Origin of the sequence: Clostridium sp. USBA 49, assembly GCF_900167505.1 — a bacterium.
In the GTDB taxonomy this organism is placed as follows: domain Bacteria; phylum Bacillota; class Clostridia; order Clostridiales; family Clostridiaceae; genus Clostridium_AT; species Clostridium_AT prolinivorans.
This window is the reverse complement of record NZ_FUYD01000002.1, coordinates 51,931-65,115: the sequence shown is the minus strand read 5'-3', so window position 1 is coordinate 65,115 and position 13,185 is coordinate 51,931. Positions and strand designations below refer to the sequence as shown.

Genomic DNA, 13,185 nt, shown 5'->3' with positions numbered 1-13,185 from the left:
TTACACCACCTCGCTTTGTTTTAAGACATAAGAAAAACCGATTGCTATTGCATCGGTTATGTGGTCTGCTAAATTATCTGTTATATTAAATTTTTCTTTTATTTTATCTGCTACCTCTTCCTTTTTAGCTCTCCCATTTCCCGTTATAATTTTCTTAACGGAAGAGGGCTGTAATTTTACAGGTTCTATGTGTAAGACTTCCCAGGCAGTCATTGTTATAATTCCTATAGCCATACTTACATAACTGTAGCCTCTTGCTTCTCGTGGATTCCAGAACGTTCCTTCAACACAGATTGCATCAGGTTTTTCTTTCTCAAATATTTCCTTCAAAAATTTTTCAATATTTAATAGTTTTTCTCCAGCAGAGAGTTTCTTTTTATTTTCCAATATCTTATAGTATTTTAAATCTGTATTATAAAAGACACTAACCGCTAAATTGTTAGTGCCTACATCTATACCAATTGTTGTCTTATCCATAGTTGCACCACCACCTTAAAATATTTTTATTAACAAATTGTTTACAATTAAAATGTCCGGTTTTTGAAAAAGTAGGCGCTATAATAAGTAGAGAGAGTAATTAAGAGATGAAAAAACAATAATATTACTGCTTTATGCTGTAATATTAAAAAAGAGTCTTATTACTACTTCTAACGGCAAAGTATTTAGTTGATTACCTTACAATAGATTGCATGGCTTAACAACACAATCTGCTCCGTTGTAAGTAGTCTTAAAACTCTTTTACTCTTTTTTAACACTAATATCTTGCAAATCCAACACAGAAGCTACTACCTTCTTGTGCTTTTTTATAGGCTCTAACCGCAAGAGACATAGCCATAACAGCATCCCCATGTCCATCTCCGCTTCTTTCTATTACAATCTGTGCTTTTCCATTTTTTGCTTGTTTTAAACGGACACTTGACATTTGTAATATAATATCTTGGTCTTCTACCAATTTAAACTGTTCTTTTTGCAGCATTGTTTTAATAGTTGCAAAGTCTTCTGCCTTACTTTTTTGCGTTGTCGTATGTCTTTCTACCACACCTGCAAATTCTTCTTCTAAATCTTCTGCTAAATTATTTCCAACTCCGTTTTCTTCAATAATCAATTTTTCTGGATTTACAGTTCTTAAAAACTCTTCTAAAAATCTTTTCTGCTCTTTAAATCTAGCCTTCAACTCTTTTTTGTAGACCGGGATTAAAACTCCATTATAATCCACTAATACAAATAGAGCGGAGCGGTCTGTCCCCTCTGCAGAAGCAACGTCATATCCTGCATAGACAGGATAATCACCATATTTTTCTGCTATTTCTTCAAATGTCTCGCAGTATTCATAATCATTTTCAAAGTATTTTTCAATATCATTACCAAAGTAACATCCAATAGAAGAGGAAAACATAGCTTCAAACTCTTGCTGAAAGCTCTGTAAAGACATTCCTTTAAATATATCCAATAATTTTTCATTTCCATATTTCTTAACTCTTTGTTCTGTCGAAAGGATAGGAGCAATCCTTCTTGCCTCTTCCATTAATCCTTCTTTTACTAATCCACTAAAATTCCACCAGCAAATTTTATATCTTCTAAAATTTCTATATTGCTTTCTGTCCCTCCAAACTTGCCAAAACCTTCCTTTTTCTGTAAAAGGAGTAGAGATAAGAAACATTCCGCTTCCAGCTTTAGCTCTTGTCCAAAGCCCATTTAAACTTGTGTATATTGGTTCATCATAACTGCCATAAAATGCAAATTCATCAAGTAGCATAATAAGGAAGCGGTTTGAATCTGAACCTCTTACATGGTTTTTTCCTTGCGAAATAATCTCACTGCCATTCTCAAATTGCAGGCTTGTACGATTATCTACTACAATTTTCTGCCTAAACGCTTCCGGAATTAATTTATATAAATCCTTTATTCTCTTAATTTTATCTGCAGAGTCGGATTGTTTATAAGATACAAAAATAGCGGTTACATCTCCACGTATGTGACACATAATAAGTGCATATAAACAAACAAGCCAGCTTAAGCCGACTTGTCTACTTTTGTTTACTATTAATCTGTTTGAATAATATCTGCTAAAATTTAAAAATAACTCAAGCTGGTAATCTTCAAGCTCAATCCCCATCAATGATAACCAAAAGAGCGGATCTGCTATTATATAATTCATGGAGAGGGCTTGTTGCTGTGCAATAATGTATTTTGCTGTCTTACTCATCAGCCTCACCTTCTTTTATCTGTTGTTCCCATTCTTCTTTAACTTTTTGTAATACCTCTAAATTCTTTTTTCTGTATTCCTCATACTGTGCAATTATCTGTTCTTCGCTTATTACCACCTCACGCTTTTCGTGCAAAAGTATTAATCTGCCGTCTAAATTTAGATATACAACTGTACCAATCAACGCTCTTACTAATAGCCCAAAAATATTTAATTTAGTTTCATAATCCCAATTATCTGTTATTAATATTAATTTTTTATCGGATGGTAAACCGTAAAAGTCGTTGTATGCAATTAATGTATCATCATTTTCAAAACAAAATTTCTTAATATTATTTTTCATAGTTATCACCACCTTCTTTTACTTCTACATCATTCTGCTCTTCTTCCGTTACTTCATATGTTTCAATCTTATTTATAATTTCTGCATTCTTTTTCCTATATTCTTCATATGCAGCGATTATTTGTGTCTCATTAACTTTTGTACTTTTTCCATTATCCGCTATTAAATCTTTATAAAGTTTTAAGTATTCTCTTAATTCCCCAGTGTAGTTACGGATAATATCACTTTCTGTTCTACCGCTAACCTTCATCTTTTCCATTACCTTTTTATGGAAATTTATATTTATTACATATAAATAGCTTATAATCTCATACACCATATCCGCTATCTGTATCTTTTTCTGTAATACCTCTTGTCTTAATTTTTCACTCTGCTTATCTTTCTGCTCTTTTTTTTCTGCTTTCCTTAAACAAATTCTGAAATGTCTCAATAATGATTGTGCTGTTATCACATATCCATATTGCTCCTTCAAGTATTTAGCTATAAACGGAGCGGATTTACCTTGTTTTAGATACATTTCCTCTATTTCTGCCCTATATTCGCAAGAGCAAGTCTTACATCTTTCTCTTTTCTTTTCTGCTTTTTTATCTGCTGTCTTATCCATAGACATCGCCCCCTTTTCTTGGCTGAATTAGTTGTTTATCTAAAGTTGTTTTCTGCTTTACTATCTGTTGTAAAAAAAAGAAGAGGCTTTCGAGCCTCTTTAACTATTTTTGACGGATAAATATTTGTTGTTGTCCGTTATGTATATTAGCACCGTCAGCGGTGCTTTATATTTGTAGTCTTTTTTGCACTTGTAGATATTTACCAAAAGTCTACTTTTACCACTTGTCTACATTTAGTACAAATATAATTACTATCTTTGCAATAAAAAACACCGCAGGAGCGGTGTAGTATTACATACGATTATGATAATAAGCCCATTCTAGTGCTGTTACTAATTTATCGTAAATTTCGCAAACTAAATATTTATCATTGTTTTGTGGTAAAAAAATGTCTATATTATTGTCTTTTTTGCGAATACGACAAAAAATATCGGTTATCTCACTTACATTTCTGTGCATTTTGATTTTAAATTCTTCCCCAAAATCTGTTATTATATCTAATTCATCGTCTTTTTTATCTAAAATTTCAAAACCAGGTCTGTACATTCTGCATCACTCCTTTTTGTTTTGATATGTATGCCACCAAGTTTTCAAGGTGGCGAGGAAAGAGAGGCTTTTTGAATAAAAGCGCCTAATAAAATATATCTTATCCATAGTTTACATACAATAATTAACTATCTTATCTAACGCACTATTACTTAATTTACTTACTGTTCCAATGCTCTTATCCATGATTTTTGCTGTTTCTCTCACCGTATATCCTCTTACATATAAGTTATACAGTACACTTTTTTCTGCAGATGTTAATGTTTTTATCGCATTTTCAACATCTATCTTATCTAAAATAATTTCTGTATTTTTTTCTATTATCGCAGCATCATAAAAATCGTCTAATAAGCTTAAAACATATATTATAAGCCGTTTTTGATAGTATTGTTGCTCATTCATACCGCAACACCGCCAAACGTTAAGTAATCTATTATTTCCTCATCTACATATACAATTTTGTCTCTATTTTTGTTCATTTTTCTTAATGCATTAATCACAGCATATCTTATTTGCAGATAAGTATTATTACTATTTTGCAATCTATTAAATAACTCTATTGCGACATCTTGCCATATATCATCAACGTCATTTTTTGTATATCTATATATCTCTCTATAGATTAATGCTTTATGTTTTAAGATTAATTCCCATTTTTCTTTATCAGTTAAATTATTATTATACATAGCCCCACCTCCCACAAAAAAACAAAAAAATAAAAAGAGCATAAGCTCTAACTATGTAAAAATATATGTATTGGGCATAAAGCCCGTCTAAAAAGGGGATGGTATGTAACACGGAGGTGACCAAGCCTCCGCAAAAAAAAAGGAGTGGGATGAAGAATATTTAATATTTAATAATATTTACAATTATATAGTAATAAATCTTAATCATAGATGTCAAGTTTTTCTGCGAAGAATTATGCGATATTTTTTAAAATTTGTGGTGTTTTGACATGACTTTTTAGTAGTCCCCATTGTTGTATATCCATACTATACAAATCCCATACATTATGCAACCACAGTATCCATTTTTTACCGCCGTTTTGTTGTGTCTGCTCTATTATCTTATAATTTTTCTTTTCTACCGCCCAAATTTTATTATTACATATAAGCTCGTACCAATTACTACCATACTCGTGTTTAAGTATGTTTATTATATTTTGTCTATACAACTGCCAGTCAAACCAATAAAAATATTCCACGTGTTTTTCATCATATTTAGATACAAGTCCTATTACATAATATTTAACTTTTTCCGGTATGTGGAAAAAATGTCCTAATTTATCCCCAGTAAGACCTGTTAGCTCCGCAGCCATTAACTCATTTTGGTAAAATTTGTCTTTAATCCATACGCCCTCTACGTTTTTTAATTTTTGACATTTAAGCTCTGCGAAAGCTTGTCCATCTAATTCCAGGTCCCAATTAACCTTACCTTGTGTTATATCAGTATTAATGCCATATTTATTAAATAATTCTTGTGCCAGTTGTGGCTCCCAATACGTTTTTGCCATGTATAAATCCTTATCAAAATCATCATTACATATTTTATTTTGTTGTTTCATTACGCACCACCTCCAATTTTACCTTCCCATGCTATTGTTGCCGGGAGGTTATGTAGGGAGGAGGTATGGGATAGTGTTATCCCGTTATATGTAGTCCGCCAAGAATGGCGGTTATTATATTAAAGATAAGGCTCTATTTTTTCTTTCCAAATTGCTCTAAACTCTTTTAATAATTTTTCTTCTCTTCGCCTAACAGTCCTTGCGTTTACATTATTTATTCTTGCAATTCTTTCTTGTGTCAATTTTTCTAATTCATATTTGTCATATTTCGCATCTGCCATGATGTGATTTAAAAATATAGTTGTATCTAACTTATCTTTGTCTATTAAAAAACTATCTATTGTATTATTTATCAGTTTAGTGAGTTCTTTTTTTTCTAAAGCAAGCTCTATGGAGCTTTCGTTATTGTTACCATTTATCGTTTCAGCTAATACTTCGTAATCCATACATATCACCTTCTTTTGGTATATTTTGCGCCCAATATCATCATACTCATATTTATTTGATATATTTAGTGTTTTATAAATATCATTTGTTGCAGCATTTCTTATCATTTTTGCTAATATCTTCTTAACGCTATTAAGATCTTTATTATAGATGCCTACTTTATTAAAGTAATCAACATAGCTCTTTTCTTGCTCCCTTATACGCTTTGCTACTTTGTATAGAGCAAATACAATACAATTCTCAACATCATTCATTTCATCCAGAGACCAATACATATACTTTTGCTTTCCTCGCTTATTTTCATCCTTCACATAAATTGGATAACTAACTATGTGTTTTAAGTCTGCTAACAAAAATGCAACTAATCTTTTTACTGCATAACTGCTTCTGTTTATTTTTATCAAATCCTTTTTTACTTGTTCCCAGCTTTTGTATTCTACTGTTATTCCAGTAGCCATTCTCTCCAAAATACTATCTATTTTGTCTGTATCTAAATTTCTATCCATTCTGCATCACTCCTTTGTTATAGCTACCGACTGGTCATGTCGGCTATGTACATATCTGATGTTTGGAGTGATTTTTTTTATATGTAAAAAGAGAGGTTATCATACCTCTCTCTTGACGACTTCTTTACTTGCTTATATTTTACAAAATTTGTATTATAAAAGTCTAGTTTTACTACTTGTTCCAATCCACAAAATTATTATTACATACATTATTTAGTAATAACTCATTTTCCTTTTCTTGCCTTGCTTTTGCTCTTTTACGAAATAACATATTGAATATCGCATAAGCTATTTTACCTCCAAATTTTTCTCTATCGTCAAGATATATAGATTTTTTATTATTTAACATATAACCAACTCCTTCGTTCTTCTTGTAAATCCTTTATTTATCTTATGTATACATATTAATAAATGATTTTTTGAGAATTCAAGTTTTTTTGCAAAGATTTTATAATATTTTAGTAAAAAGTTTTCGACATATTAGTGTCGAATATTGTTATAAAGTTTTTTAAAATATTTATGTTATTTTGTTAAATAAAATGTCCGGTTTTAAAGAAAGTAGCTACTATAATAAGTAGATAGAGAAAATAAGAGATTGCTGATAATAGATTGTGTAAGAGATAAAAAAAAACAATAATATTACTGCTTTGTGCTGTGATATAAAAAAAAGAGTCTTTTATTACTATTTCGAACGCCAAAACATTTGTTGCATTACCTTGCAGTCGAGGGCGTGGCTTAACAACACAATCTGCTCCGTTAAGAATAGTTACTAAAACTCTTTTACTCCTTTATTTAGTTATAAGTAGTTTTTTAAAAACTCTTTTTGTTCTCATTATATTAAATTACATAGTCTTAAAAACGACCGTTTACAAGACTTTTTTTATTACATATAAAACCACGGAAAATAAATATAAAAGTAGTATCAAAACTCGTCTCAAAAACAAAGATTCATAATTGGCGCCATGCAACGTTTTTGATACTATATAATCATAGGAGGCGATGTTAGATGATATTTGGATATGCAAGAGTAAGCACGGATAACCAGAATTTAAATAGACAATTAGACCAGTTAAAAGAAGCTGGAGCTGAAAAAATATATAAAGAAAAAATTACAGGAACTAAAAAGGATAGACCAGAACTAACAAAACTTTTAGATTATGCTAGAGAAGGGGACACAATAATAATTACAGACCTTACAAGAATAAGCAGGAGTACAAAGGACTTAATATCTTTGGTAGAGGAACTTGGAAATAGAGGAATAAATATAAAAAGTCTAAAAGAAAGTTGGCTAGATACTACAACAGCACAAGGAAAGCTGATGTTTACGATTATGGCAGGATTGAGCCAATTTGAAAGAGACCTTATAAGTGAGAGGACTAAAGAAGGGCTAAAGAGTGCAAGAGCAAGAGGTAAAAAAGGCGGTAGACCAAAAAAATCCGACAAAGACATTGAAAGAGCGATTAAATTATATAATAGTAAACAATACACTATAAAAGAAATAACGGAAATGACAAATATAAGTAAACCAACTCTATATCGTTACATAGATAAGCAGAGGACATTATAATCCTCTGCACTAATATTTTGTAGCTATTTTTTTACTCTAATAGCCTTTCTACCTGTCTGCTTAAAACTAATTACACTATCCAGCGGACTAAATTCCGCAAATTTTGATTTTATATCATCATTTAGTAGATTAACGTAGCGTCTAGTCATTTCTAGTGTATTATGTCCTAATAGCTTTTGCAGAGTAAGCAAGTCACCACCATTCCTAACAAACATAACCGCAAAAGTATGCCTAAAATCATGCGGACTGCATCTATACGATAACGCTTCTTTTCCAAGTCTTTCTTGGCAGTAGAATTTAATGCGGTCCTGGATAGTCCTTTTTTTTAGTGGTTCACCATAAGAATTGCAAAAAAGAGAGTCTTGCGGTTCTCCACCTCTTATTTTAAGATATTCTTGTAATATTTTTCCTAAACTTAATGATAAAGGTATTATATACTGCTCCCTGTTTTTAGTATGGTTAAGCCTTATTTCATTATTTATAAAATCTATATCTTCGATTTTTATAGCCCTGAAGGTTGCAAGTCTTACGCCTGTCCCTAAAAGAAAGTTAATCATTACATAATCCCGATACTGTGCAAAACTTAATTCGTTTATGTTTTTTGGCTTTGCTACAAGTTTTGCTACCTGCTCTGCGGTAAAGGTCTTGATTATAGTCTTGTCTTGTTTGAGTAGTTTTACTTTTACCTTTCCTTCAATATATCCCATATCTTTCAGATAATTAAAAAAGGTACGAATTGCTCGTAATCTTATATTAGCACTACTTATTTGTAATTTCCTATTGTGCATATATACTATATATCTCTGTAAGTCTTCTGTATTAAAATCGTCTGGGGATTCTATTTTCGCATTTACTACAAAATCCCTGTAGAAATATAGTTCTATATGTTCTTGATACCACTCAATGGTTCTGGGGCGTAGATTTTTAGCTCTACAATGATTAAGAAAACTCTCAATAGCTAGTCCCCAATCTTGTCCTACCTTGCTACTACTGATTTTTTCATCTTTTAAATCACTAATTATTTTCTTCAAATTATATCTCTCCTGCAATTATCTCGTATACAGCTTTGTCTATCAAACCATATCTCTCTAATACAGAAGCGACATTAACTCCGAAATCGGCAGCATCATTAATGTTTTGGGCAGTGGATACTATCTCTTGCAAAATCTCATTTGCAGAAATAGCGTAAACAAAGTCATCTCCTAAATCTTTCTTCGTTATAAATAGTTCTTTTAATTTTTCCATAATTTTTCTCCTTTTTCTCTATTTACACCAGATTTTCCCTGCCCCAAAAAAATCCTAATTATTAATCAAAACTTTCCTCCTTCCTTTTCTTATTTTTATCAAAATTTATTCTGTCTTTTCTTTTAATATTAGTCTGATGTGTGCTATTTAAAATTACGATGGTCTGCCGAAGTTTTTAATGGAAAACACAAACAGCAGATAATCAAAACCTCTATTTTCCTTACTTTTCTGCGGAACGGCAGACGCACTCGACTCAAAATCGAGCGGGAAACCATGTGGGTTCAAATCCCACCATCGGCACCATAAATATTATAAAATAAAGACTAGCGATGCTAGTCTTTATTTTATAATATTTAATAAGTTTCATTAAGTGTTCTTCTGCGTGGTCCTTTTTCTTCTTTTTCTTCTCTAATATCAACTCTATTGGGTTCTTTATTCTTTGCTTTATGCTTATTTTTTTCTTTAGTCAATTTTAAACTCTCCTTTATTTTATATTATAGGCTTCCCATTAAAATCTTCAAATGTAGATGGATTTTTTTTATTGTTAAGTCTTCCCTTTGGTCTATCTAATTCATTTTTCTTGTTTTCTTTATTATTTGCTTTACTGTTTTTCTTATTAGTCATAGTATATACACCTCTTTATTCTATTCCATTAATTAATCCTTGTGTTTTATGCTTTTTCATTTCATCTTCATGAATAAGCTCTGGTTTCGATGGCTTTTTATTTTCCTTCTTAGTGGATTTTTTAGTTTCCCTATGTGTCATGATTATTCACCTCTTTATTTAATGTTTTTTCCCTGGATCATCAAATACTGCTCTAGAACTTTCAGCTTGAGGATCATGTTTTATATTTTTCTTTTTAAATCTCCCGTCTTCTTTTTTATTATTAAAAGTAACTTTCATTTTATTTTGCATATTTAACTCCCCTTTCATTTATTAGATTTTCCAGTAAAAAAGCTTTTATTCTTAATAAATTATTACATTTTAATAAAACTATATATTTTAAGCTCCTAAGTTCTCTGTTTTAGAAGAGTATCTCCCGCATCTATCTCCAAAACATCCAATAGTAAAATTATCTTCTTTAATTTCAGCTACCTCGCACCTATTAGGGCAAAATTCACATTCAAAACTTATAGTCTTAAAATCTCTATCTGCAATATTAAATCCTCTAAAATTAGATCTCCCTTTTTTATATACAGCATCTTTAGCAATTATAGCTGCACCTATTGCTCCCATCATGTTATAATGTTTAGGTACAATTACTTCAAAACCTAAATTTGACTCAAAAGCAGCTTTCATACCTTTATTAGCTGCAACTCCTCCTTGAAAAAATACTTTTTCTTTTATATCTTTACCTTTTCCAACATTATTTAAATAATTTCTTACTAATGCTTCACACAATCCTCTTATTATATCTGATGCATTATATCCAAGCTGTTGTTTATGTATCATATCAGATTCCGCAAACACTGCACATCTGCCTGCAATTCTAACAGGATTTTGTGACATAAGCGCATATTCACCAAAATGTTCTATAGGTATATCCAATCTTTCAGCTTGCCTGTCTAAAAAAGAACCTGTTCCTGCTGCACATACTGTATTCATAGCAAAATCAGTAACTACTCCATTATTTAGTATTATAATTTTTGAGTCTTGTCCTCCAATTTCAATTATAGTTTTTACATCTTTATCCATAGAAAGTGCTGCTACTGCATGAGCAGTTATTTCGTTTTTAACTGCATCTCCACCAATAAGAGATGAACAAATATGTCTTCCACTTCCAGTAGTACCAACTCCTAATATATCCTTATCACTAAATTTATTTTTCAAAATTTTAAATCCTTCCTGTATAGCATTAATTGGTCTACCTTTTGTTTTTAAATAAATTTTTTCTACTACATTCATATTTTCATCTAAAACTACTAAATCCGTACTAACGGAACCAACATCAACTCCCAAATAATACATTATCTTTTCTCCTTTCAAGTAAATCTAAAAAAGCTTCAATTCTTGTATCAAACCCAGCTTCACCTGTCATTTCATCTACTACTAAAGTCATTATAGGAAAATCTTCATTTTTTGATATACTTGGTAAAATTGCTTTTGATACAATTTCCGGCATACATCCTACAGGGAATATTTGAATTGCTCCATGAAAATTATCTTTTTTAGAAAGTACAGCTTCACCTATACATTCTTGTGCATGCCCTCCAATGCCTAAACTTAAATATTCCCTGCTTGCTTTTTTTATATTTAATGAATTAATTTTAAGTGGTTTAAGAATTGTATCTTTTAACCACCAGCTTGGTGATAATCTTCTTTTGCTGCATACTCCATAATCCATTAATTTATCTTCAATATATAAATTAGAAAAAGGTTCTATGATAGTATATATCTCTCCAATTATAGCTACTTTTATTGGATTTTTATTTTTGTCTATATTTATCTTATCTAATTTAGCTTTATATTTTTTTAATATTAACAAAGTATCTAAACTGTTTTTAGAGTTTAATGCATCTTTTTTACAATTGTTTAAAATTTTTTTACATTCCCCTCTATTTAATTCATAACCTGCTAGATAATGGGCTTTATCTTCTATTTCATCTATTAAATTTATAATTTTATATGCATTATATAAAGCTTTTAATTTTTCTGATTTAGATTTTTTACTAATTTCTCCTATTTTATTTATCCTATTTAAAAGCTCTTTTAATCCTATATCTTTAGGAGAATCTATAACAATAAAATCTAAATCATAACCCAATTTTTTTAATAAATTAATCTGCATTTCACAATATTCTCCAAATCTGCAAGGACCACAGCTTCCTGTTATTATTATAGTGTCTGCTCCCATTTCTATACTTTGTATGTAATTGCCTATCATAATTTTAAAAGGAAGACAAATCTCTTCTGGTGAGTAATAAGATCCTATTTCAAGAGCCTTTTTATTACTCATAGGTGGAATGACATAATCTATGCCTAAATCATCAAATAATGATTTTGCTGCAATATATACGTTACCCAAGTGTGGAAATGTAATTTTCATATTGAATTCTCCTTTCAAGCATATCTTTATAAGCTTCTAATCTAGTATCAACTCCTGCTTCTCCAGTATGTTCATCTACTTTTAAAACTAACATTGGAAACGCACCTATTCTATCTTTTATAAGCTCTAAAATAACTGAATCTATTCCACATGCAAAAGAAGATATATATACTATTCCATTAATTTTGTTATTTTTAGATAAATATGAAGCAACACCATATGAATTTCTTGCAAAAGTCCAAAATGGCTTTTTATATAACTTTTTTATTTCTTTATCTATAAATTGATTTTCTATATTTTCTTCAGTAATAACTCCTATACCTAATCTATTAAGTTTCTTTACTACATTCATATTTATAAAATCGTCATATACATTATATGGATGGCCTAATAAAGCTACATTAATATCATAACCTTCATCTTTAATTCCTATTTTAAAGTCATTTTGAATTTTTAAAGCATATTCATAAGCTTTTTTTATTTTATTATTATCTTTTGTAATCATTTTTCCAGCTTTTTTAGCAAAATTAAATAATTCCTCTTTGTTAAAAGCATATATAGGGGTATCAATTATTTTAGGTAAATTAGATATACTGTTTATTACCATCTCGGGTAGTCCGCAAAACTTAGGACATATATATTCGCCTTCTCTAATTTGCATTATACGTGGTATTAATAAAATATCACATTTATCTTTAAGTTCAGCTACATGACCGTGAAAAATTTTAATAGGAAGGCAGGCTTCATCTACACAATATTTAACTCCTTCATTTAAAATATTTTTATTTGTATCATCTGATGTTATAATTTCTGCATCTAAACTCTTAAAAAAACTATAAAAAAAAGGATAATATTTACAATATAAAAGACCTTTTGGTATACCAACTCTCATAACTACCTCCAAAATAATTTCTATATTTATTAAATGTTTCCATATTTCCAAATAATATACCGATATAAATAAAATATTTGTATATTATAAAAATTTAGTTTACAAATTATTATTGACAGGATATATCTTTTGCTTTATGATATTTTTGGTATATAATTATATAATTAAACTATGAAGAGGAATAGTAAAAATAAAGGCTTTTACAGAGAGGAAGTTAT

19 protein-coding genes and 1 other annotated feature (1 of these 20 only partly in view) are annotated in these 13,185 nt (G+C 30.0%); of the genes, 1 reads left to right on the top strand and 18 read right to left on the bottom strand.

The features are described from left to right. From B5D11_RS02190 to B5D11_RS12610, 10 genes are all read right to left on the bottom strand, one after another. Complete coding sequence (locus tag B5D11_RS02190) at positions 1 to 477, bottom strand: crossover junction endodeoxyribonuclease RuvC (protein ID WP_078681417.1); 477 nt, start codon at positions 475 to 477, stop codon at positions 1 to 3. A gap of 277 nt (positions 478 to 754) precedes the next feature. After that, the gene (locus B5D11_RS02185) at positions 755 to 2,158 is read right to left on the bottom strand and encodes a phage terminase large subunit family protein (protein ID WP_180376940.1); all 1,404 of its coding nucleotides are present in this window, start codon (positions 2,156 to 2,158) and stop codon (positions 755 to 757) included. Between the two features lie 40 nt (positions 2,159 to 2,198). Beyond that, positions 2,199 to 2,549 (bottom strand): hypothetical protein, encoded by a 351-nt coding sequence (locus tag B5D11_RS02180; RefSeq protein ID WP_078681415.1) that lies wholly within the window; start codon positions 2,547 to 2,549, stop codon positions 2,199 to 2,201. Then, positions 2,539 to 3,153 (bottom strand): Clr5 domain-containing protein, encoded by a 615-nt coding sequence (locus B5D11_RS02175; protein ID WP_078681414.1) that lies wholly within the window; start codon positions 3,151 to 3,153, stop codon positions 2,539 to 2,541. Before B5D11_RS02175 ends, B5D11_RS02180 begins: the two co-directional genes overlap by 11 nt. Before the next feature lie 292 nt (positions 3,154 to 3,445). Further along, complete coding sequence (locus B5D11_RS02170) at positions 3,446 to 3,700, bottom strand: hypothetical protein (protein WP_078681413.1); 255 nt, start codon at positions 3,698 to 3,700, stop codon at positions 3,446 to 3,448. 111 nt (positions 3,701 to 3,811) lie between these two features. After that, positions 3,812 to 4,102, bottom strand: a complete 291-nt coding sequence (locus B5D11_RS02165) for a sigma factor-like helix-turn-helix DNA-binding protein (protein ID WP_078681412.1) — start codon at positions 4,100 to 4,102, stop codon at positions 3,812 to 3,814. Beyond that, on the bottom strand, positions 4,099 to 4,386 hold the full coding sequence (locus B5D11_RS02160; protein ID WP_078681411.1) for an RNA polymerase sigma factor: 288 nt from the start codon (positions 4,384 to 4,386) through the stop codon (positions 4,099 to 4,101). Before B5D11_RS02160 ends, B5D11_RS02165 begins: the two co-directional genes overlap by 4 nt. Positions 4,387 to 4,619: 233 nt before the next feature. Then, positions 4,620 to 5,264, bottom strand: a complete 645-nt coding sequence (locus B5D11_RS02155; protein WP_078681410.1) for a hypothetical protein — start codon at positions 5,262 to 5,264, stop codon at positions 4,620 to 4,622. A gap of 119 nt (positions 5,265 to 5,383) precedes the next feature. Continuing rightward, positions 5,384 to 6,217 (bottom strand): hypothetical protein, encoded by an 834-nt coding sequence (locus B5D11_RS02150; RefSeq protein ID WP_078681409.1) that lies wholly within the window; start codon positions 6,215 to 6,217, stop codon positions 5,384 to 5,386. 172 nt (positions 6,218 to 6,389) lie between these two features. After that, entirely contained in the window at positions 6,390 to 6,566 is a 177-nt protein-coding gene (locus tag B5D11_RS12610) for a hypothetical protein (RefSeq protein ID WP_180376939.1), read from the bottom strand. 657 nt (positions 6,567 to 7,223) lie between these two features. On the opposite strand from B5D11_RS12610, the gene B5D11_RS02145 reads away from it, so the two are divergent. Then, positions 7,224 to 7,784 (top strand): recombinase family protein, encoded by a 561-nt coding sequence (locus B5D11_RS02145; protein ID WP_078681408.1) that lies wholly within the window; start codon positions 7,224 to 7,226, stop codon positions 7,782 to 7,784. 23 nt (positions 7,785 to 7,807) lie between these two features. Here the strand turns inward: B5D11_RS02145 and B5D11_RS02140 are convergent, their stop codons facing one another. The 8 genes from B5D11_RS02140 to B5D11_RS02115 form a co-directional block, all read right to left on the bottom strand. Beyond that, complete coding sequence (locus B5D11_RS02140; protein ID WP_180376938.1) at positions 7,808 to 8,815, bottom strand: tyrosine-type recombinase/integrase; 1,008 nt, start codon at positions 8,813 to 8,815, stop codon at positions 7,808 to 7,810. A gap of 1 nt (position 8,816) precedes the next feature. Continuing rightward, on the bottom strand, positions 8,817 to 9,029 hold the full coding sequence (locus B5D11_RS02135) for a hypothetical protein (RefSeq protein ID WP_078681406.1): 213 nt from the start codon (positions 9,027 to 9,029) through the stop codon (positions 8,817 to 8,819). A gap of 489 nt (positions 9,030 to 9,518) precedes the next feature. Continuing rightward, complete coding sequence (locus tag B5D11_RS12920; RefSeq protein ID WP_265936965.1) at positions 9,519 to 9,653, bottom strand: hypothetical protein; 135 nt, start codon at positions 9,651 to 9,653, stop codon at positions 9,519 to 9,521. A 15-nt stretch (positions 9,654 to 9,668) separates the two neighbouring features. Next, the gene (locus B5D11_RS12915; protein WP_265936966.1) at positions 9,669 to 9,794 is read right to left on the bottom strand and encodes a hypothetical protein; all 126 of its coding nucleotides are present in this window, start codon (positions 9,792 to 9,794) and stop codon (positions 9,669 to 9,671) included. 18 nt (positions 9,795 to 9,812) lie between these two features. Next, positions 9,813 to 9,944: a CPC_1213 family protein gene (locus B5D11_RS12910; protein WP_127836419.1), complete on the bottom strand. Its 132-nt coding sequence runs from the start codon at positions 9,942 to 9,944 to the stop codon at positions 9,813 to 9,815. Positions 9,945 to 10,031: 87 nt separating this feature from the next. Then, positions 10,032 to 10,997: an acyl-CoA dehydratase activase gene (locus B5D11_RS02125; RefSeq protein WP_078681405.1), complete on the bottom strand. Its 966-nt coding sequence runs from the start codon at positions 10,995 to 10,997 to the stop codon at positions 10,032 to 10,034. Next, the gene (locus tag B5D11_RS02120; RefSeq protein ID WP_078681404.1) at positions 10,978 to 12,075 is read right to left on the bottom strand and encodes a 2-hydroxyglutaryl-CoA dehydratase; all 1,098 of its coding nucleotides are present in this window, start codon (positions 12,073 to 12,075) and stop codon (positions 10,978 to 10,980) included. Before B5D11_RS02120 ends, B5D11_RS02125 begins: the two co-directional genes overlap by 20 nt. Continuing rightward, positions 12,047 to 12,967 carry an acyl-CoA dehydratase activase-related protein gene (locus B5D11_RS02115; protein ID WP_078681403.1) on the bottom strand — a complete coding sequence of 307 codons (921 nt, stop codon included), beginning with the start codon at positions 12,965 to 12,967 and terminating at the stop codon, positions 12,047 to 12,049. Before B5D11_RS02115 ends, B5D11_RS02120 begins: the two co-directional genes overlap by 29 nt. A 162-nt stretch (positions 12,968 to 13,129) precedes the next feature. Beyond that, positions 13,130 to 13,185: a binding site (T-box leader), on the top strand (it continues 150 nt past the right edge of the window).

Excerpts from the sequence above, each read along its gene's own strand:
- B5D11_RS02190 (WP_078681417.1), bottom strand. The coding sequence starts at position 477 with ATGGATAAGACAACAATTGGTATAGATGTAGGCACTAACAATTTAGCG.
- B5D11_RS02185 (WP_180376940.1), bottom strand. The coding sequence starts at position 2,158 with ATGAATTATATAATAGCAGATCCGCTCTTTTGGTTATCATTGATGGGG.
- B5D11_RS02180 (WP_078681415.1), bottom strand. The coding sequence starts at position 2,549 with ATGAAAAATAATATTAAGAAATTTTGTTTTGAAAATGATGATACATTA.
- B5D11_RS02175 (WP_078681414.1), bottom strand. The coding sequence starts at position 3,153 with ATGGATAAGACAGCAGATAAAAAAGCAGAAAAGAAAAGAGAAAGATGT.
- B5D11_RS02170 (WP_078681413.1), bottom strand. The coding sequence starts at position 3,700 with ATGTACAGACCTGGTTTTGAAATTTTAGATAAAAAAGACGATGAATTA.
- B5D11_RS02165 (WP_078681412.1), bottom strand. The coding sequence starts at position 4,102 with ATGAATGAGCAACAATACTATCAAAAACGGCTTATAATATATGTTTTA.
- B5D11_RS02160 (WP_078681411.1), bottom strand. The coding sequence starts at position 4,386 with ATGTATAATAATAATTTAACTGATAAAGAAAAATGGGAATTAATCTTA.
- B5D11_RS02155 (WP_078681410.1), bottom strand. The coding sequence starts at position 5,264 with ATGAAACAACAAAATAAAATATGTAATGATGATTTTGATAAGGATTTA.
- B5D11_RS02150 (WP_078681409.1), bottom strand. The coding sequence starts at position 6,217 with ATGGATAGAAATTTAGATACAGACAAAATAGATAGTATTTTGGAGAGA.
- B5D11_RS12610 (WP_180376939.1), bottom strand. The coding sequence starts at position 6,566 with ATGTTAAATAATAAAAAATCTATATATCTTGACGATAGAGAAAAATTT.
- B5D11_RS02145 (WP_078681408.1), top strand. The coding sequence starts at position 7,224 with ATGATATTTGGATATGCAAGAGTAAGCACGGATAACCAGAATTTAAAT.
- B5D11_RS02135 (WP_078681406.1), bottom strand. The coding sequence starts at position 9,029 with ATGGAAAAATTAAAAGAACTATTTATAACGAAGAAAGATTTAGGAGAT.
- B5D11_RS12920 (WP_265936965.1), bottom strand. The coding sequence starts at position 9,653 with ATGACTAATAAGAAAAACAGTAAAGCAAATAATAAAGAAAACAAGAAA.
- B5D11_RS12915 (WP_265936966.1), bottom strand. The coding sequence starts at position 9,794 with ATGACACATAGGGAAACTAAAAAATCCACTAAGAAGGAAAATAAAAAG.
- B5D11_RS12910 (WP_127836419.1), bottom strand. The coding sequence starts at position 9,944 with ATGCAAAATAAAATGAAAGTTACTTTTAATAATAAAAAAGAAGACGGG.
- B5D11_RS02125 (WP_078681405.1), bottom strand. The coding sequence starts at position 10,997 with ATGTATTATTTGGGAGTTGATGTTGGTTCCGTTAGTACGGATTTAGTA.
- B5D11_RS02120 (WP_078681404.1), bottom strand. The coding sequence starts at position 12,075 with ATGAAAATTACATTTCCACACTTGGGTAACGTATATATTGCAGCAAAA.
- B5D11_RS02115 (WP_078681403.1), bottom strand. The coding sequence starts at position 12,967 with ATGAGAGTTGGTATACCAAAAGGTCTTTTATATTGTAAATATTATCCT.